The organism is Lysinibacillus agricola (assembly GCF_016638705.1).
Lineage (GTDB): Bacteria > Bacillota > Bacilli > Bacillales_A > Planococcaceae > Lysinibacillus > Lysinibacillus agricola.
This window is the reverse complement of the sequence record NZ_CP067341.1, coordinates 1,078,365-1,096,807: the sequence shown is the minus strand read 5'-3', so window position 1 is coordinate 1,096,807 and position 18,443 is coordinate 1,078,365. Positions and strand designations below refer to the sequence as shown.

Here is an 18,443-nt window from a genome sequence, read left to right as displayed (position 1 = left end):
CCCTTTCTACTTCATATCAATCCATATACAGTTTGTTCATGACCGAATCTTTCTAACACCTGTACTTTTTGCATGCCTCGTTTTTCAAGTAAACGACAAGAAGCAATATTGAGAGATTTATCAAGAATTTTCTCTTGTTTATCGATACTTTTCAGTGATTTATCGCCCAACTTATTAAAAATATCGACATCAAGAAAAAAGCGTACCCTTTATTCAATACTCATAGGTACGCTCATTCTCTAAATATAGTATCGATGGATCGGACGTCCCACACTTCCATATTGTATATCCACCTTTAATAAATTTTGCTTTTCTAAAAAATCTAAGTAACGTCGAGCCGTTACACGGGCTGTTCCTATGTACGTGGATACTTCCTCCGCTGATACCGCTTCGTTGCTTTCTTGAATATAGGCAAGCACTTTATCTAATGTTGCTCGGTTAAAACCCTTTGGTAGCTCGTTAATTATAATTGTTTCAGTAACTGAAGGAACAGCTATTTGCTCAGATATACGCTGTTGCATTAGATGATCAACATCATGTTGTGTTAGATCTTGCATGTCACTTATTTTCTTTTTATACGCTTGATAATTCATTAAAGTTTGCTCAATTCGTTCAAACGTAAAGGGTTTCATAATATAATCATAGACACCTAAGTGTAAAATTCGCTGCACAGTTGGCATATCATTAGCTGCGGTCACAGCGATAACGTCAACTGGAAGATGTTCTTCACGAATCTTTCCTAACGTAATGATGCCATCCTGCTCAGGCATAAAAATATCCATAAAGACAAGCTCAGGATTTAATTGTTTAATCTTCTCAAAACCCTCGATCCCATTTCCAGCATAGCCTATTAACGAAAACCCTTTGATTTGCTCAATAAATTGCCTGTTCACTTCTCGTACCATCGGATCATCTTCAATTAGTAACACATTTATTTCATCCATCTATTCTTCTCCTAACTCAAATAAGATTAAGAAACTTGTCCCTTTCATAAATTCACTCACCACTTCAATATCGCCATTGCCTTTTCTAACAATTCCATGGATTAAATGTAAGCCAATACCGCGATTCTCACTTGCCTTTGTTGAAAATCCATTTTCAAACATACGAGCTTGTACCTCCTCAGACATCCCAATACCATTATCAGAAACAGCAATTGCTAACACAGAGTCATGCTCATCTACAGAAATTGCGACATATTTATCATCCTTAGAAACAACATTTAACGCTTCAAAGGCATTTTCAATTAAATTCCCTAACAAGACAACAAAATCGTGATGATCTAGAAGAGCTGGAAAGCGTTTAAAATGACTTTTTCGATCAATTTCTACTTGTATGCCTAATTCCTTGCCATAACTAACTTTACTAAGCAATAATCCAGAAATATTTTCATTATGAAAGCGTTCATTCAAAAACTTCGTTAAAGAAGCTTCATTTTCGGTAGTAGCAGTAACGTATTCAAGTGCCTGCTTTGTATGTCCCAATTGCAGAAGCCCTGCAATAGTATGAAGCTTATTTTTATGCTCATGCGTTTGTACGCGTAGCGCTTGAACAAAAGCTTTAACGCCTGTTACCTCTTCCGCAAGCTTTTTCACCGCGGTTAAATCTTTAAACATGGCAACCGCACCGACTAACTCATCATTTACAATAATCGGGACACGATTACTTAGAATACTATGATGATTAATGTACAGCTCTTGATCGTATACAGGAGTTGCCGTTTCAACAATTTCAGGCAATCGTGTGTCAGGCAAAACATCATAAATCTTTTCACCGATACAATCCTCTATCTTTCTAGTTACTCCTAATATATCAGCTGCTTTTTCATTAAAAATTGTTATATTCATTTCCTTATCAACCGCTATGATGCCTTCATGCATAGCATTGAACGTTTCTGTTCGTTCTACATACATCTTTGCAATCTCATGAGGTTCGAGCCCAAACATTTGCTTTTTAATGTGTCGGCCGAGTGTATATGCTCCCCAAATACTAAAAACAAGTGATATAAGAATAGTAATAAAAATTTCATGCTCATAACTTTGTAACATTCCAATAAACGTTGGCAGTGAATACCCTACAACTACAATGCCTACTTGTTCTTTTTTTTCATCAACGATAGGGACAAAAGCTCGAATCATCACACCGGCTTCCCCTTGTGCCTTCGATACATAATAATGCTCACTAAAGGCAGCATTTAAATCCTGTGATCCACTACGTTTCCCTATTTCTTTACTGACGGGGTGTGATAGTTTAATACGATCCATATTCATCACAACAATATACTCAGCTTTATTAATAACACGTATTCCATCTACAATTTTATTGACATTTTTTGAAGCTTCTTTAATATTGTCATTTTTCAAATGCATACTTAACTCTGGCACATTCGATACAGTTCGTGCGACGAGCATAGCACGCTGACCAAAATCCTTTTCTTGCTCAGTTAAGAGATTACCAAGTACAAAAATGCCACCAAGTAAAAAGGAGAAAGCAATGATTAAAAATGTCACTAACAGTATCTTGCCATTTACGGGCATTTTCATCATTTAAAGATTCCTTCCTTTCCAATCAGCATATGCACTATTAAGAGAAGCTTAATCAGTGGGGTTTTACTCAAGCTCAGAATGTCACTTTTACAAATGATATGCTTTTAAGATTATCTTCAAAAAATTCTTTTGACAACACCTTTAGTTGACATAAGCAAGAGAAAGTCATGAACTTAATGAACAATATTACAAAAAATTGATATAAAACTAAATATTTTATCATTAATTATTTTTGTATTATAACAATAGTAAATTAATTATAGCGTACCATAACAGCTTGAAATATTGAAAACACTACATTTCATTGAAAATGTTAGTGAATGTACTTAATGAACGATATGTTTCTTATTTTCTAAATCTCTTTTTGTAAAAAGGATTCGCTATGATAAATCTAGTGAAAACGATATCAAAAAGAAAATTCAGAAAAGAGGTAGCATAAAATGAAATTACTGAAAAATTTGACTGTTCAGGTTATCGCTGCGATCATTTTAGGGGTTATTGTTGGAGCCATCTTCCCTGAGTTTGGTGCAAGCCTTAAAATCTTGGCAGACTTATTCATCAAGCTAATTAAAATGTTAATCGCTCCTATTATCTTCTTAACAGTTGTAATCGGAATCGGCAGTATGGGAGATATGAAAAAGGTTGGGAAAATCGGAGGAAAGGCGTTACTGTACTTCGAAATTGTCTCTACTATTGCCTTAGCAATCGGGATTACTGTTGCATTAATCGTTAGCCCAGGTACAGGATTAGATACATCAGGTGCTTCCGAAGCTGATATCTCAAAATATACAACTGCAGCAGCAGAAACTGAGCAAGGCATTGGCGCCTTCATCTCTAGCATCATTCCTGAGAACGTAGTAGGTGCACTTGCAGCAGGGCAATTACTTCCTGTTTTATTCTCTGCAATATTGTTCGGCTTAGCCGCTGCCTCAATTGGCGCACCTGCAAAACCTGTCATTACATTTTTTGAACAAGTGGCAGAAATTTTCTTCAAGATCGTAAGTATGGTGATGAAAATATCACCAATCGGCGCATTTGGTGCAATGGCCTATACGATTGGTAATTTTGGTTTGAAATCGTTAGGCAACTTAGGTCTATTAATGGCTGCAGTATATATTACAATGTTCTTATTTGTAGTCTTTGTTTTAGGTACGATCGCTAAATTCTTCGGCTTCAACATTTTCAAATTTATTGCATATTTAAAAGAGGAGATTTTCTTAGTAATTGGTACTTCATCATCTGAATCGGCCTTACCATCTATGATGCGTAAATTAGAAAACTTTGGTTGCTCTAAGCAAGTTGTTGGATTAGTAGTACCAACCGGTTATTCCTTCAATCTTGATGGAACTTCTATCTACCTATCAATGGCTGCATTATTTATTGCACAAGCATACGGAATGGACTTGACGTGGATTCAAATCATTACACTTCTTGGGATTTTAATGATTACATCTAAAGGTGCCGCTGGTGTAACAGGTTCTGGTTTTATCACATTAGCAGCGACACTTGCTGCCTTCCCTATGATCCCAGTCGAAGGGATTGCGCTACTAATTGGTGTTGACCGCTTCATGTCTGAGGCACGTGCCGTAACAAATTTAATTGGTAACGGTGTAGCTTGTGTTGTCGTATCAAAATCTGAAAAAGAGTTTGATGTAGAAATGCAAGAACGTGCACTTCAAGGAAAAAATACTATTGTGTCCTAAGAACAAATGCGCTAAAGCTCTCGAGAGCCCGAAACAAAAGTAAACGCTCCACCACTTTTGCCCGAGGGATCTAAGCGACCTCGAGGTTGTAGCGCTTTACTTAGACGCCGACTATGCTCTAGGTTATCCACAGGCAAAAAATCTATAGTTTCCTTAACTACAAGAAAGGGTAGTGATGACAGCTTAATTGCTGTATCACTACCCTTTTTATTTAACATATTGTTCAAGCAAGCGTTGCGTATTTAATGATTGTTCAAGTGCCTTTTTCTCTTTTGCCCAATATATTAAATATTGCTGTTCTCCAATATTAAAAACCATCTGCTGTAATTCTTCACTTAGCTCAGAGCTAATAGCAACCTTTAAAATATCTACCTCATATAATGGCTCATCTTTAATTTCGTAGACAATATGATAGACTGGTTTTTCTTCAAATATAGCTCTTTCGTTTTTGCTTAGTTTCTTGACATGGCTTAGAGGATAGTTTTCTATATAGGCTGTTGCATCTTGACCTGTTGTTCGAAATAAGGAGTGCTCTCCTTTATATAATTCGATTGCATCAATTTCTATTGCATGATCTAAAATACTAGAAATAACCTCTTCCTCATTTTTTTCACGAAACTGCATTGTAAAAGCACCAATAAGTATAATTGCAGCAAATATGACTAGTTTCCATCTTCGTTTATTCATTTTTAATTACCCGTTCAATGCTTTTTTGACAAAGCGATTAATATCTACATCCGCACCAATGACAAGCATAATATCCCCTAGCAAAATTTTATCACTCGCCTGCGGAGAAACGATTATATCTGCACCACGCTTAAGACCTACAATATTAATACCGTACTTTGCACGAATATCTAAATCCATAATAGAGTAACCTGCAATCGCATCATTTGCCTTAAGCTCCATAATTGAATGTTCATCCGAAAGCTCTAAATAATCAAGTACTGTATTGGACAGCATATTATTGGCAATACGTATCCCCATATCACGCTCAGGATGAACGACAAAATCTGCACCAATTTTGCGCAGTACTTTTTCATGGTAGTCATTCTGAGCCTTTACAGTAATCTGCTGAACACCAATTTCTTTTAAAATAATAGTCGTCAAAATACTAGCCTGAATATCTTCACCAATCGCTACGATAATATGCTCAAAATTACGAATACCTAATGAATTTAATACCGATTCATCTGTTGAATCTGCGATAACAGCCTGTGTGGCAATAGAAGCAAACTCGTCTACCCGCTCTGAGGAATGGTCTATCGCCATAACTTGTGCGCCTTGACTCATTAGTTCGCGAACAATGCTTCCTCCAAAACGTCCAAGTCCAATGACAGCAAACTCTTTTTTCATCATAAAAAAATCCTCCGAAAACTACTATACCATTATTGTAACGCATTCTCTGCTATATGTATCGTCAAAACAAGATACTATTCATCAGTAAAAGACAAATACCTGGTTATAGTTAAGAGCACTCGGTTCTCTTCTTTGCTCATGGTACTCCTTTGAACGCTCGAGTTACGTCATCAGGTTGTGATTTTAAGTAATCCTTTCTTTTATACCATGTTGTTCATTAAATTTTTTCTATTTTTGGCATTATTACCTATTTATCTATTAGCTTATCTAATAACTGCAAAACAATTTACCTCCAATTGTTTTGGGCAAATAAATAAGTACCGAAACACGTCAAAATAGACGATGTATTCGGTACTTCCGTTTGCATCATTGAAAGGTAATAAACTTATGGATGTGTATTTGACATAAATAAATGGAATCGCAATAAAAGTGAAAAGATTATTAATTACCATCGATTTGATTTCGATTAGGCTTAAATGCATGTGTTTTTCCTCCATACACAATCAAGGAACCGATGAGACTTAATAATACGAGTATCCATGGGAAAGAACTCGCTCCAAATTGATTCAGCATCATTCCGCCAACAAATCCACCTCCAGCTACTGCAAGGTTGAAAATGGTGACAAAAATAGATTGAGCCACATCTGCTCCTTCTCCAGCAGCATCTGCTATGACCGTTTGTAATAATGTTGGTGCCCCGCCAAATGTCAAACCCCAAGCTGCTATTCCAATAAAAATGAGTAATGGTAAACCATTTGCAATTCCTAGCACAAGTGACGCAATGGCGAAACCAACAAGACTGATTATTGACATCAGCCGTAAATAGTTATCAATAAATACCCCCATCACCCAAATTCCTACTATCGATGAGATACCGAACGTTAGTAAAGCGAGACCGACGTAATTAGCAAGTCCAACATACGTCATGTATGGGGCGATATAGGTATAGAGAATATTATGAGCCAAGATCCAAACGAAGACGACACACAATATCGGGCGAACGCCAGGCAATCGGAAAATCTCATAAATAGGTTGTCGTTGTTGAGCAGATTGTCCAGAAAAATCTGGCACTTTTATATATATCCATACCATCAAGAAAAGTGTAAGCACACCAATAATGATAAAAATAGATTGCCATTCCAAAAACAATCCCAACCAAGTACCCATGGGTAGCCCTAATGACAAAGCGATTGGTTGCCCTGTCCCTGCAATTGCCAACGCACGCCCTTGTAAAGATGGTGCTACCATCCGGCGCGCATATCCGGCCACAAGTCCCCATAGCAAACCGGTGGACATTCCCGCAAGGAAGCGTAATCCTAAGATGAGGACATAATGAGAAGATATTGCCGTTGCTATATTTGCAAGAAATAGGATACATAATGCCAGTAACAACACTTTCTTTCGCCTCCATCCTCTTGTTAATGTAACAAGGGGAATGGCCGCTAGAACCGAACCGATGGCAAAGAGTGTCACCAATTAGAGTTAACAGAGGAAGAACGTGGTTTTGTGCGTGAATGGCTACGGGAAGATTTTTATACAAAGCATATCTATCAAGCATTGAATCACATGCGTTATGTGTTAAAAGCTACAACGGATACACAAGCAACAAAGCGCTTAAAAAACTGGCTCGAACGCTATCAATTTCACACAAGTGGTGTAGTTTCAAAGATAGCTAAAACCGTGATTGTTCGTGAGAAAGCAATGGTAGATACCATATACTCACCTTTCTCAAACGGCATTATGGAAGGCACAAATAATAAAATTAAGCTCATCAAAAGACGTGGTTTTGGCTACCGAAATGATGCCCATCTTTTCCTCCGTTTACGTTTGGAAACAGGTCATTGATTTTGTCATCCCCGGATTTTGGTGATGAGCCAAATAATTCGAAATACCCCATATTATTCCGTTTTCACCCATTCCCCATTTAGTGCTAAGTGAGAGAGACCGTTCCCCTAAATGGTAGATCAAGTTGCCATATTCATGACCCCAGCGCATGATGGTTGTCGGATGAACCGAAACACTACGTTCCTTCAGGATTTCATCAAAGAAGCCTGCTTGAAACCCTTGCTCGTGTATTTGTATAATATTTTCCTCTCCAAAAGCCTCGTAATCACCCAGTATAAGAATAGTGTGTAGACAATAAAGTTGTTTCATTTCAAAGTGTAAACATGTATAACACCTTTCAGAAAAGTAATTGTTTAATTACATAATCCCATACTTATTTTTCGCAAATCAGATATCAATATAGTCTTTTAAAAAATCTTTTAAAATCCTGAGTATTCTTCCGCATACTCGTCTTAAGAGCACTGTTAGATTACAAAAAAGTGCTTATGGCACTTCAAAGTGCGTACTTCTCAAGTGTGGTTCCTTGATGCAAAATAACAGTGAACAAAGCAGATTATAAAAGGAGCTAAAACACTATGAATAATGAATCTCAATCAACACGCAAAGTCGCCTTAGTTGTAGGTGCAAATGGTGTCATCGGTCGCAACCTCATTGATCACCTAATTACTCTCCCTGATTGGGAAGTGATAGGCGTATCGCGTCGAGGTGGAGAATCTTTTGGCCATGTCCGGTATGTGGCTGCGGATCTACTCAATATAGACGACACCTGGGAGAAGTTAGGCAATTTAACTGAGGTAACACACATCTTCTATGCCGCCTATCAGGACCGTCCAACTTGGGCCGAACTTGTTCCCCCTAATCTCACCATGCTAGTAAATACCGTAGAAGTGATCGAGTCAGCCGCACCAGGCTTAAAACATGTAAGTTTGATGCAGGGTTACAAGGTATATGGCGCACACCTCGGTCCGTTCAAGACTCCGGCTCGTGAGACAGACGCTAACCATATGCCGCCCGAGTTCAATGTTGATCAGCAAGATTTCTTAGAACAAAGGCAAAAAGGTAAGGCTTGGACTTGGTCGGCGCTCCGTCCTTCTGTAGTCTGCGGCTTCTCGCTTGGAAATCCAATGAACCTCGCTATGGTTATTGCGATCTACGCTTCAATTTCGAAGGAACTTGGACTGCCGTTGCGGTTTCCGGGCAAGCCGGGTGCTTACGATAGCCTCTTGGAGATGACAGATGCTGGACTTCTCGCGAAGGCAACAGTATGGGCGGCAACTGAAGATCGTTGTGCTAATCAGGCATTCAACATCACGAATGGCGATTTATTCCGCTGGAATGAATTATGGCCGAAAATTGCTCACTACTTCGGCTTGGAAACGGCGCCTCCATTGCAGATGTCCCTGGACGTTGTCATGGCGGACAAGGAGCATCTTTGGAACAAAATGGTCGAGAAACACGGGCTTGCTCAGCATTCCTATAAAGACGTATCCTCCTGGGGATTCGGTGATTTCGTGTTCTCTTGGAATTACGATTTCTTCGCTGACGGAACTAAGGCCCGTCGCTTAGGTTTTCATGAATACGTCGATACCGAAGCGATGTTTATGAACATCTTCGACGACTTTCGCAAACGTAAAATCATTCCATAAACGAAAAGCCGGCATTTTTATATGAACTGCATCCCAATTGTTAGACACAGTCTAACAATTGGAAGTGCAGTTTTCTATGGCTAAATTTTCTTCTATAGAAAAAATACAAGAGGGAAAAGATATTTAAAGGGGACTGAAGGTGGAAAAACAATTGCCAAATCTTAAGGTGTTGCTTCGAGTGTATTTTACGAGTGAGTGAAAAATTATGAGTCGCATGGTGAAACAACTTTCGAAAAGCGCTATTTTTTTATAAAAAAGGATTGATCAAATTAATTACCATGAATCCTATATGAAAACGTCTAAATAATTATTTCATCTGTCCTTTTTGTAAATAGATATAAATTTAAGAAATTTCGTGATCCTCAATACCGTTAAACAGACTGTTTAATGCTAATTATCGAATTTAATTATGCTTATTACACTTTAAAATTCATGATTTTAATCAGTCTCTAGTTAAAACATTTACCTAATTACAGATGGCTTCCACCAGTTACATCCATATTATGCCCAGTAATAAAACTCGCTTTTTCACTCGCTAGAAATGAAACAACATTTGCAATTTCTTCTGGTTGACCCTCTCTTTTTAAAGCACTCATATTCTTTGCATTTTCTTGACCTTCTTCTGTATGCAACCAGTTAGCAGTTGAATCCGTATCAATAATTCCAGGCATTATGGAATTAACCGTAATTCCTTTTTCACCCAATTCCTTTGCTAATGTAAACGTCATTGTATTAATAGCGCCTTTTGTCATACTGTATACCATCATATGTGGAAACGCGATACGTGTCACACCTGATGATAGATTTATTATCCTACCATTGGATTCGATAAGTCCGATTAAAGATTGTGTGATAAAATATGGTGCTTTAACATTTGCATTAAATAGCCGATCGAACTCATCATAATCCACGTCTCCAAATCCATTTGATGTAGCATGTCCAGCATTGTGAACAATTGTATGCAATGATACATTATTATCCTGGATTATCATTTTTTTGATTTTTTTGATAAACTCTTTAATTCCTTCACTGGAATTAAAATCACCTTGAATTAAATGTGCTTGTCTGCCAATTGATTCAATTTCTTCTTTGACTTGATTAGCTTTTTCAATATTTTGATTATAATGTAATAGTAAATTGAATCCATCATTTGCAAGTTGGATTGCGATTGCCTTTCCTATCCCTCTAGAAGCTCCTGTTACTAATGCATAATTATTTTTTTTCACGTAATATAACCTCCCTTTAAAGAGAGTGTAAGGGTTAACCTAAGGGGGAAGGTCAATTACTTAATACTTAGACGGAAAAATAAATTCCGATAGGCGTTTGGAGGAATATAGATAATCATCTGGGTTTAATATACGTTCATAAATATATGGTTCAGATAATTCTATTTCGTTATTTTTCATGATCTCATTTATTTTTAATACCGATTCTTCTTGATAAGGATCAATTTCATAAATAATCTTTTGCGTTTGAAAACCAAAATAACTTGTGATTCCGGATTGACTCAATTTGTGATTTTCCAATTGTACAGCGACACGAATAGGGTGAATTTTATTATCCATCAGTTTATATTTGATGATTTTTTCATTCTTTTTAACATTAAGTTCGCTAACTAATTCCTCGATGTTATTCAGCGCTACACATATATTTTCATTTGGTAATAATTCATATTCATATACGATCAATGATTCTAAATACGCTTTTTGGACTTCATTATTTAACATCATAATTGCAGGACTCAGGGCTTTCAAATTATTTATTGTTTGATTTGCATCTTTTATCTTATTCATTTCCAACTGAAGCTTTTCTTCTATCAAATTATTTATTTCATCATCTGATAACTTTCTATGGATGATTTTACTGATTTCATTTAAGCTAAATCCTGCTTTTTTTAATAAATTTATTCGTTTAGCAGTTAGTAACTGATTCTTATCATAATATCGATAATCATTATTTGGATCAACAAACACTGGATTCAAAATATTATGTTCATCATACAGATACAAAGTTTTTCGTGATAAGCCAGTCAACTTGCTAAAATTCTTTATTAGAAGCAAATTATTATTCACTAATAAATCACCTACTATCAATTTTATTTTGATTTATAATATACATTATAGGATTTAAGTTCAATTTATTAAAACGTGGATCTTCCACTTGAAGAGACGTTCTGAATAAATACAATACGAAAAATAAAATCCATTCATATACAAATGGGTTCAGTTCATCCTTTTTATAATCATCGTACTTTATTTCAAAGCCTCATTAAGATATTTCAACTTCTTTTTTATTCAGATTCTAGCCATACTAGTTCAGCTTCTTTCAAACCAACATCTCGTTCGTATGAAAAAAATCGTTCTTATAAAGGGAAAGTTGGAAAAATCGCACCTAATCTTTTAAATAATAAAGTCCAAGCAGAAAAACTAAATGAAAAGTTGGTTACGGAGTTTAAATTATTGGGCGAGAAATTATAACTATCACCGATGAGCCCTTATATGTCATTTTTGTCTCCAAGCTCTGGGTTGGCCAGAACGGTAGCCCTTCCCCCGTACTTTCTTTCTAAATGCGAATCCCCCCACCTACACATCAGATGGAGAATCTCTTTTAGACTCCAACCGTAGTCGGTCAACTCATACTCGACTTTTGGTGGAACCTGATTGTAAGAAGTGCGTAAGATGACGCCTTCCTCTTGAAGCTCGCGAAGTTGCTGCGATAACATTTTTTGAGTAATTGCAGGTATCAAGTTTTTCAATTCATTGTTACGTTTCTTGCCAAATGTCAGATGAAAGAGTATTACAGGTTTCCATTTACCTCCAATTACCTCCAAAGTTGCCTCTACCGCCGTATTGTAAATCTTATGAGAATCCTTCATTCCACACCACACCTTACTTTTATGACTTCATTTAGTTCAGCTTTTGTTACATTTTTCATCATTATTCATTTCTACCTCTAAAATCAAATTTAGGGAACTACATTTCTTTTGTATCCTCTACTTCTGTCTTCAGGGTTCAGGACTTGCACCCTATAGTTCATAGGCATGCCGGGCGCACAAATTAAGTATATTTTTACATTAAAAAAGACGAGGAAAAAATATCCTCGCCTTGGCATTACATTATTCAGCGTTGCGCATTTCATCTAAAACACGATTTACACGTTTTTCTAGCATTTTCATACCGCTACCACCAGCTTGCATGTGACGAAGCTGACCATCTTTATCGAAAACATAATACGCAGGTACGTATTGGTTTTCAAATGCATCTGTTAGCTTTAATTCGTTATCAACAAAGATTGGTTGTACAATATCAAATTCTGCTGCTACCGATTTGATTGTTTCTAAATCTGTATCTTGCTCAGAACGTGGCATATGCACAGCAATAACGTTTAACTCATCCTTGTATTGATCACGGAAATTGTTCACATCTGGCATTGCTTCTTTACATAAATGGCAACTAACCGACCAGAAGTGGATTAACGTAGGTTTTTCTCCTACTAAACCTGCTTTTGTTACTTCACCATTTAACCAAGTCGTTGCGCCTACAAGTTCAGGCATTTGTTCACGAAGTTTCATAAAACATTCTCCTTTTTCTCTATCAAGTTTAAAAAAATCCCCACAGCAAGTTTGTGGGGACTCTTTATTTTTGAATGATCAATTTCGTCAAGCCTTGAATTCAGTTCAAAGCCTGACATGAAAACCCTACTTAAATTATAGAGTTGCTTGACCTGGGCGCCAGTTTGCTGGGCAAAGACCACCAGTTTGTAAAGCTTGAAGTACACGTAAAGTTTCGTCTACATCACGGCCGATGTTGTTATCGAATACTGTTTGGTATTTTAATTCACCTTCTGGGTTGATGATGAATAAGCCGCGTAGTGCGATACCTTCTTCTTCAATTAATACACCATATTCTTTTGAAATTTGGTGATTTGTATCCGCTGCTAATGGATATTTTAACTCACCAAGACCATTTTGAGTGCGGTCAGTGTTAATCCAAGCTAAGTGAGTGTGAATTGTATCAGTAGAAACACCGATTACTTCTGCATCTAAGTCTTCGAACTCGTCGTAACGATCGCTCATTGCAGTGATTTCTGTTGGACATACGAAAGTGAAGTCCATTGGATAGAAGAAAAGAACTGTCCATTTGTCTTGTGCTTTAATGTCTTCTAATGATACTTTACCAAATGATTTGTCTGAAAGTACCGCTTCCATTGTAAAGTCAGGTGCTTGTCTACCTACCATGCGTTCTGCCATAATAAATCCCTCCGATTAAATATGTAGTGTATATATTCCATTCGCACCAGCGAACTCGTCTTCTACGATAGCAGAGTAATCGTAGTTTTTCAAACAAGTAAACTTCATAAAAGTACATGTTTGAAATTGTCTGACAAATTTTTGTCAATTTCCTAAGTGGAATGGCTACTACAGCATATTTATTAGCTATTTTTCACAATTTTATTCTAGAATTAACAATATTTCAGCTCATCACCATAACGTCGGGTTGATTTCCGTTCCGACTGGGCACTTTCCAGGGGTGTCCGATGAGCCGCTTGGGCCAACAAGTGTTTTTTGTGCGAAAGCGTAGTGACAGCAACAGCACGATGTTCAGGACGTGATATTTATAGCCTTCGTTCCTCTGCCGGCTCCAGGTACTCATCTTTGGCGCTGAGCCCCAAGGAGTTGCCCAGCCTCCACTCCAATCAACCTATATCCATGGCAAATGTCATCCATAACTTTTGGTGATGAGCCAATTTTTTTCACACATCATTTATGTATAATTTCTAAAAATTTTTTCTACTTTTTTTCATAAAAAAACGATTGCAAATTCTTTATTATTATGTATAATTGTAATGGTTTTAGTAAACTAAAAGTTTCGTTAAAGTAAACTTCGTATTTCAAAAGTTTATGATTGCTAAACTTCTTCTAGGAGGGAAAAGATGCAAATAGGAGCAAAAATCAAAGCGCTTCGCTTAAAAAAAGGTCTTACCCAAGAGGAGCTTGGAGAACGTACAGATTTAAGTAAAGGGTATATTTCACAATTAGAACGTGATCTAAATTCACCTTCCATTGAAACGCTATTTTCACTATTAGAAGTTTTAGGGTCAACACCTAAGGAATTTTTCGATGATGAATCACCTGAACAAAAGGTTGTATATACAGAAGAAGATCAATCCACTTATACAGACGAAGAAAAAAAATATGAAATTCAGTGGCTCATTCCTACATCAAATGAAAAAGAGATGGAGCCCATTTTCTTAACACTTGATGTTGATGGTGAATTCAAACAGTTTGAGCCCTCGCTCTCGGAAACATTTATTTATGTTGTCGAAGGGCGTATTCGTCTCGTTTTGGGAAATGAACAGTATATAGCAAGTAAAGGCAATGCACTCTATTTTGACGCGACAGATCATCATCAAATTCTTAATGCACATACTGGAGAAACAAAAATTTTACTTGTCGCAACGGATTCATATTTATAGCTTAAGGAGGCGCATCTATGACAACGAATTCGATTATCCGCTTTGAAAATGTTTCAAAGTCCTATAATGACGGCACGGTCGTCTTAAAAAACATTAACTTGGAGCTAGAAAAAGGGAAATTCTATACACTACTAGGTCCTTCTGGTTGTGGTAAAACAACTATTTTACGTATGATTGCTGGCTTCACAGAACCGACTACAGGAGATATCTATTTTCACGATAAAAAAATCAACTCAGTACCAGCAAATGAACGCCAAGTAAATACTGTTTTTCAGGATTATGCGTTGTTCCCTCATTTGAATGTCTTTGAAAACGTCGCATTTGGGCTTCGCATCAAAAAACTTCCTGAAAGTGAAATTAAAAACCGTGTTGCTGAAGCATTAAAATTCGTTAACTTAGCAGGCTATGGCAATCGTGAAATTTCTGAAATGTCCGGTGGTCAACGTCAACGTGTTGCTATTGCTCGTGCGATTGTGAATGATCCTGAAGTGATTTTACTTGATGAGCCTCTTTCTGCTTTAGATTTAAAGCTGCGTACAGAGATGCAGTATGAGTTACGCGAATTACAGCAACGACTCGGGAAAACATTTGTCTTCGTTACACACGATCAAGAAGAAGCCCTTGCCATGAGTGATGAAATATTTGTCTTAAGTGAAGGTGAAATTCAACAATCAGGTACACCAGTAGATATTTATGATGAGCCAATTAACCGCTTCGTTGCTGATTTTATTGGAGAATCAAATATTGTTCCTGGTGTGATGATTGAAGATTTTAAAGTAGAATTTGCCGGTAAAGTTTTTGAATGTGTCGACCAAGGTATGAAGCCAAACGAAAAAATTGATATTGTCATTCGCCCAGAGGATTTAGAAATGACAACAATCGATAAAGGCAAACTTGTCGTTAAAGTTGATACTCAATTGTTCCGTGGGGTGCATTATGAATTATCCACGTACGACAAGGATGGAAATGAATGGCTCGTGCATTCATTGAAAAAAGCTGAAGTAGGGACAGAAATTGGCTTAGACTTTGATCCAGAAGCAATTCATGTTATGCGCTTAAATGAGACAGAAGAAGAATTCGATAAACGTTTAGAAGCTTATGGAGACGACGAAGATGCAAACTAAGACTTCGAAATCAGCCTTATTTCCATATGTTTTATGGATCGCACTTTTCGTTATCGCGCCGATTGCACTTGTTGTTTACTATTCCCTACTAGATATACATGGCAATTTCACGCTCGATAACTATAAAGCGTTCTTTACTTCTGTCTATTTAAAAATGACATTAAGTTCGTTCTGGTATGCGTTTTTAATTACGTTCTTTACGTTACTTGTTTCGTATCCAACAGCCTATTTTTTAACAAAAACGAAGCATAAGCAGCTTTGGCTTTTACTGATTATTATTCCTTCTTGGATTAATCTTTTGTTAAAAACATATGCCTTTATCGGGATTTTTGGCTTATACGGTCCATTAAATGCATTTATCGAAGTATTTGGCTTTGATCCACAGCAGATGCTATTCACTGACATTAGCTTTGTATTCGTATCCGTTTATATTTTTATTCCATTTATGATTTTACCGATTTTCAACTCATTGGATCGTTTAAATCCGACTCTTGTTTACGCAGCACGTGATTTAGGGGCATCTGCCCTTACTACATTCCGTCGCGTTGTGTTGCCACTAACAATGGACGGTGTTAAATCAGGTATTCAAGTTGTATTTATCCCTGCTTTATCACTCTTCATGATTACTCGTTTAATTGCAGGAAACCGTGTTATTACACTTGGTACAGCTATTGAACAACAATTCCTTGTGACCCAAAACTGGGGAATGGGTTCAACAATTGCTGTTTTCTTAATTTTATTCATGGTTATCATTATGTTAATTACGGGGCAAAAGGATAAAGGAGGTCGCGTACGATGAAAAAACTATCTGCGTCAGCAAGAGTGTATTTAGCGATTGTTTTTATCGTCTTATATGCACCTATCTTCTATTTAATCTTTTATTCGTTCAATAGTGGTGGCTCGATGAATAATTTTGAGTCCTTTACGTTAGAACATTATATAGCCGTGTTTGAGGATTCACGTTTACTCGTTATTTTAATTAATACAGTCATCGTGGCATTGCTTTCTGCATTGATTTCTACAGTCATCGGGACACTAGGTGCCATTGGCATTGTCACTGTTAAAAATTCAAAAATGCGCAACACTCTACTTTCTTTAAACAATGTGTTAATTGTTAGCCCGGACGTCATTATTGGTGCAAGCTTTTTAATTTTATTCACAATGATTGGTATTAAATTAGGCTTTGCTTCTGTGTTACTAGCACATGTAGCGTTCAGTGTCCCAATCGTTGTACTGATGGTCTTACCGAAACTGTTAGAAATGAATAAATCATTAATCGACGCTGCATTAGATTTAGGTGCAACGAAAAAAGATGTGATGATGCGTGTTATTTTACCGTATATTCAACCTGGTATTTTTGCAGGGTTCTTCCTTGCCTTAACGTACTCTTTAGATGATTTTGCGGTGACGTTTTTCGTGACAGGTAACGGCTTTAGTACATTATCTGTTGAAATTTACTCTATGGCACGTGCCGGTATTTCCTTAACGGTTAACGCTATTTCTGGTTTAGTATTCTTTGTAACGGTTATCGTCGTAGTTGGCTATTACTTCATTACAAGCCGCGCTAGTAAAAGAACGGGGGGAACTCAATGAAGCAATTAATTCAAGCAACAATCGCCATCCTTGTCGTTTCCGCCCTTTTGTTCTATGCTGCTGACGCCCTAAGTGCCGGCGGTGGGAAAAGTGGGAAAGATACGTTAACAATCTTTAACTGGGGAGAATATATTGACCCAGATTTGCTAAAGCAATTTGAAAAAGAAACAGGTATTCATGTTATTTATGAGACGTTTGATTCAAATGAAGCAATGATGACAAAAATTCAACAAGGTGGTACGGCTTATGATATTGCAGTACCTTCTGAATATATGATTGAAAAAATGAAGGAAGAAAACTTACTTATTCCTTTAGATAAAACGAAAATCCCTAATTTAAAAAATATCGATCCTTACTTTTTAGATTTACCATTTGATGAGGACAATAAATATTCTGTTCCATATTTCTGGGGAACAGTCGGCATTGTCTATAATCCAAAGCTCGTTGGTAATTTAGATTTTTCTTCTTGGGATGACTTATGGGACCCTTCGTTAAATCGAAAAGTCTTTTTAGTAGACGGTGCACGTGAAGTGATCGGTATGGGCTTAAACAGTCTTGGCTATTCTCTCAACTCTTTAAATGGCCATGAGCTACGTGAAGCTACTGATAAACTGATAACATTGGCGCCAAATGTTAAAGCCATTATCGGAGATGAAATTACACCGCTGATGATTAATAATGAGGCAGCTGTTGCCCTTACTTGGTCTGGTCAAGCAGCAGATATGATGTCCGAAAACGAAGACCTAGACTTCGCTGTACCAGAAGAAGGCTCGAATTTATGGTTTGATAATATGGTCATTCCAAAAACTTCAAAAAATATAGATGGAGCACATGCCTTCATTAATTTTATGCTTAAAGCTGAATCCGGTGCTCAAAATGCCGATTATGTAGGCTACTCTACTCCTAATATTGAAGCGATGAAGTTAATGGATAAAGAAGTTGTATCAGATGAACGCTACTATCCTACTGAAGAACAACGCGACACATTAGAGGTATATAAAAATTTAGGCCCAGATTATTTAGGCAAATACAATGAGCTGTTTTTAGAATTTAAAATGAGTATACGATAACCTATTTAAAGCTGTTCTTACGTTACTAACGTTGAGAACAGCTTTTTTCGTTTAGCGCTGGAGGTAAACTTCTAGAGGAAAA

At 36.9% G+C, this 18,443-nt stretch carries 17 protein-coding genes and 3 pseudogenes; 9 read left to right on the top strand and 11 right to left on the bottom strand.

Annotated features, from left to right (window positions below):
* Positions 1-239: 239 nt before the first annotated feature.
* A complete protein-coding gene (locus FJQ98_RS05150; RefSeq protein WP_053594713.1) occupies positions 240-944 on the bottom strand; it encodes a response regulator in 705 nt (234 codons plus the stop codon).
* Positions 945-2,546 (bottom strand): ATP-binding protein, encoded by a 1,602-nt coding sequence (locus FJQ98_RS05145; RefSeq protein ID WP_053594714.1) that lies wholly within the window; start codon positions 2,544-2,546, stop codon positions 945-947. It lies immediately after the preceding gene.
* Positions 2,547-2,986: 440 nt separating this feature from the next.
* On the opposite strand from FJQ98_RS05145, the gene FJQ98_RS05140 reads away from it, so the two are divergent.
* Positions 2,987-4,249, top strand: a complete 1,263-nt coding sequence (locus FJQ98_RS05140) for a dicarboxylate/amino acid:cation symporter (protein WP_053594715.1) — start codon at positions 2,987-2,989, stop codon at positions 4,247-4,249.
* A gap of 207 nt (positions 4,250-4,456) precedes the next feature.
* Here the strand turns inward: FJQ98_RS05140 and FJQ98_RS05135 are convergent, their stop codons facing one another.
* The 3 genes from FJQ98_RS05135 to FJQ98_RS05125 form a co-directional block, all read right to left on the bottom strand.
* The gene (locus FJQ98_RS05135; protein ID WP_053594717.1) at positions 4,457-4,936 is read right to left on the bottom strand and encodes a hypothetical protein; all 480 of its coding nucleotides are present in this window, start codon (positions 4,934-4,936) and stop codon (positions 4,457-4,459) included.
* Positions 4,937-4,942: 6 nt separating this feature from the next.
* Positions 4,943-5,605 (bottom strand): potassium channel family protein, encoded by a 663-nt coding sequence (locus tag FJQ98_RS05130; RefSeq protein ID WP_053594807.1) that lies wholly within the window; start codon positions 5,603-5,605, stop codon positions 4,943-4,945.
* A 444-nt stretch (positions 5,606-6,049) separates the two neighbouring features.
* On the bottom strand, positions 6,050-7,081 hold the full coding sequence (locus FJQ98_RS05125; RefSeq protein WP_241774559.1) for an MFS transporter: 1,032 nt from the start codon (positions 7,079-7,081) through the stop codon (positions 6,050-6,052).
* Between the two features lie 18 nt (positions 7,082-7,099).
* Between FJQ98_RS05125 and FJQ98_RS05120 the strand changes: the two are divergent.
* Positions 7,100-7,453, top strand: a pseudogene (locus tag FJQ98_RS05120) (transposase); the annotation flags it as partial.
* 110 nt (positions 7,454-7,563) lie between these two features.
* Here FJQ98_RS05120 and FJQ98_RS26680 read toward each other — a convergent pair.
* A pseudogene (locus FJQ98_RS26680) lies at positions 7,564-7,762 on the bottom strand (hypothetical protein); the annotation flags it as partial.
* Between the two features lie 266 nt (positions 7,763-8,028).
* On the opposite strand from FJQ98_RS26680, the gene FJQ98_RS05115 reads away from it, so the two are divergent.
* Positions 8,029-9,099 (top strand): SDR family oxidoreductase, encoded by a 1,071-nt coding sequence (locus FJQ98_RS05115; protein ID WP_053594721.1) that lies wholly within the window; start codon positions 8,029-8,031, stop codon positions 9,097-9,099.
* 470 nt (positions 9,100-9,569) lie between these two features.
* Here FJQ98_RS05115 and FJQ98_RS05110 read toward each other — a convergent pair whose 3' ends face one another.
* Both FJQ98_RS05110 and FJQ98_RS05105 read right to left on the bottom strand, forming a co-directional pair.
* A complete protein-coding gene (locus FJQ98_RS05110) occupies positions 9,570-10,325 on the bottom strand; it encodes an SDR family NAD(P)-dependent oxidoreductase (protein WP_053594722.1) in 756 nt (251 codons plus the stop codon).
* Positions 10,326-10,385: 60 nt separating this feature from the next.
* Entirely contained in the window at positions 10,386-11,171 is a 786-nt protein-coding gene (locus FJQ98_RS05105) for a MerR family transcriptional regulator (RefSeq protein WP_053594723.1), read from the bottom strand.
* Between the two features lie 259 nt (positions 11,172-11,430).
* On the opposite strand from FJQ98_RS05105, the pseudogene FJQ98_RS27490 reads away from it, so the two are divergent.
* A pseudogene (locus FJQ98_RS27490) lies at positions 11,431-11,573 on the top strand (IS3 family transposase); the annotation flags it as partial.
* A gap of 20 nt (positions 11,574-11,593) precedes the next feature.
* Here the strand turns inward: FJQ98_RS27490 and FJQ98_RS05095 are convergent.
* The 3 genes from FJQ98_RS05095 to FJQ98_RS05085 form a co-directional block, all read right to left on the bottom strand.
* Positions 11,594-11,974, bottom strand: a complete 381-nt coding sequence (locus FJQ98_RS05095; RefSeq protein WP_053594724.1) for a winged helix-turn-helix transcriptional regulator — start codon at positions 11,972-11,974, stop codon at positions 11,594-11,596.
* A 240-nt stretch (positions 11,975-12,214) separates the two neighbouring features.
* Complete coding sequence (locus tag FJQ98_RS05090; RefSeq protein WP_053594725.1) at positions 12,215-12,670, bottom strand: redoxin family protein; 456 nt, start codon at positions 12,668-12,670, stop codon at positions 12,215-12,217.
* A 135-nt stretch (positions 12,671-12,805) separates the two neighbouring features.
* Entirely contained in the window at positions 12,806-13,348 is a 543-nt protein-coding gene (locus FJQ98_RS05085) for a peroxiredoxin (protein ID WP_053594726.1), read from the bottom strand.
* 683 nt (positions 13,349-14,031) lie between these two features.
* On the opposite strand from FJQ98_RS05085, the gene FJQ98_RS05080 reads away from it, so the two are divergent.
* The 5 genes from FJQ98_RS05080 to FJQ98_RS05060 are packed head-to-tail and all read left to right on the top strand — an operon-like array spanning position 14,032 to position 18,361.
* Positions 14,032-14,574, top strand: coding sequence for a helix-turn-helix domain-containing protein (locus tag FJQ98_RS05080; protein WP_053594727.1), 543 nt, complete (start codon positions 14,032-14,034; stop codon positions 14,572-14,574).
* Positions 14,575-14,591: 17 nt separating this feature from the next.
* Positions 14,592-15,698 (top strand): ABC transporter ATP-binding protein, encoded by a 1,107-nt coding sequence (locus FJQ98_RS05075; protein WP_053594728.1) that lies wholly within the window; start codon positions 14,592-14,594, stop codon positions 15,696-15,698.
* Complete coding sequence (locus tag FJQ98_RS05070) at positions 15,688-16,497, top strand: ABC transporter permease (RefSeq protein WP_053594729.1); 810 nt, start codon at positions 15,688-15,690, stop codon at positions 16,495-16,497. Before FJQ98_RS05075 ends, FJQ98_RS05070 begins: the two co-directional genes overlap by 11 nt.
* Positions 16,494-17,291 carry an ABC transporter permease gene (locus FJQ98_RS05065; protein ID WP_053594730.1) on the top strand — a complete coding sequence of 266 codons (798 nt, stop codon included), beginning with the start codon at positions 16,494-16,496 and terminating at the stop codon, positions 17,289-17,291. Before FJQ98_RS05070 ends, FJQ98_RS05065 begins: the two co-directional genes overlap by 4 nt.
* Positions 17,288-18,361: an ABC transporter substrate-binding protein gene (locus FJQ98_RS05060; RefSeq protein ID WP_053594731.1), complete on the top strand. Its 1,074-nt coding sequence runs from the start codon at positions 17,288-17,290 to the stop codon at positions 18,359-18,361. The genes FJQ98_RS05065 and FJQ98_RS05060 overlap by 4 nt, the downstream gene beginning before the upstream one ends.
* Positions 18,362-18,443 lie beyond the last annotated feature (82 nt).

Bases quoted from the DNA above. Each gene is read 5' to 3' on its own strand.
- FJQ98_RS05065 (WP_053594730.1), top strand. From the start codon at position 16,494: ATGAAAAAACTATCTGCGTCAGCAAGAGTGTATTTAGCGATTGTTTTT.
- FJQ98_RS05080 (WP_053594727.1), top strand. From the start codon at position 14,032: ATGCAAATAGGAGCAAAAATCAAAGCGCTTCGCTTAAAAAAAGGTCTT.
- FJQ98_RS05135 (WP_053594717.1), bottom strand. From the start codon at position 4,936: ATGAATAAACGAAGATGGAAACTAGTCATATTTGCTGCAATTATACTT.
- FJQ98_RS05095 (WP_053594724.1), bottom strand. From the start codon at position 11,974: ATGAAGGATTCTCATAAGATTTACAATACGGCGGTAGAGGCAACTTTG.
- FJQ98_RS05115 (WP_053594721.1), top strand. From the start codon at position 8,029: ATGAATAATGAATCTCAATCAACACGCAAAGTCGCCTTAGTTGTAGGT.
- FJQ98_RS05085 (WP_053594726.1), bottom strand. From the start codon at position 13,348: ATGGCAGAACGCATGGTAGGTAGACAAGCACCTGACTTTACAATGGAA.
- FJQ98_RS05130 (WP_053594807.1), bottom strand. From the start codon at position 5,605: ATGAAAAAAGAGTTTGCTGTCATTGGACTTGGACGTTTTGGAGGAAGC.
- FJQ98_RS05150 (WP_053594713.1), bottom strand. From the start codon at position 944: ATGGATGAAATAAATGTGTTACTAATTGAAGATGATCCGATGGTACGA.
- FJQ98_RS05090 (WP_053594725.1), bottom strand. From the start codon at position 12,670: ATGAAACTTCGTGAACAAATGCCTGAACTTGTAGGCGCAACGACTTGG.
- FJQ98_RS05070 (WP_053594729.1), top strand. From the start codon at position 15,688: ATGCAAACTAAGACTTCGAAATCAGCCTTATTTCCATATGTTTTATGG.
- FJQ98_RS05060 (WP_053594731.1), top strand. From the start codon at position 17,288: ATGAAGCAATTAATTCAAGCAACAATCGCCATCCTTGTCGTTTCCGCC.
- FJQ98_RS05145 (WP_053594714.1), bottom strand. From the start codon at position 2,546: ATGATGAAAATGCCCGTAAATGGCAAGATACTGTTAGTGACATTTTTA.
- FJQ98_RS05140 (WP_053594715.1), top strand. From the start codon at position 2,987: ATGAAATTACTGAAAAATTTGACTGTTCAGGTTATCGCTGCGATCATT.
- FJQ98_RS05075 (WP_053594728.1), top strand. From the start codon at position 14,592: ATGACAACGAATTCGATTATCCGCTTTGAAAATGTTTCAAAGTCCTAT.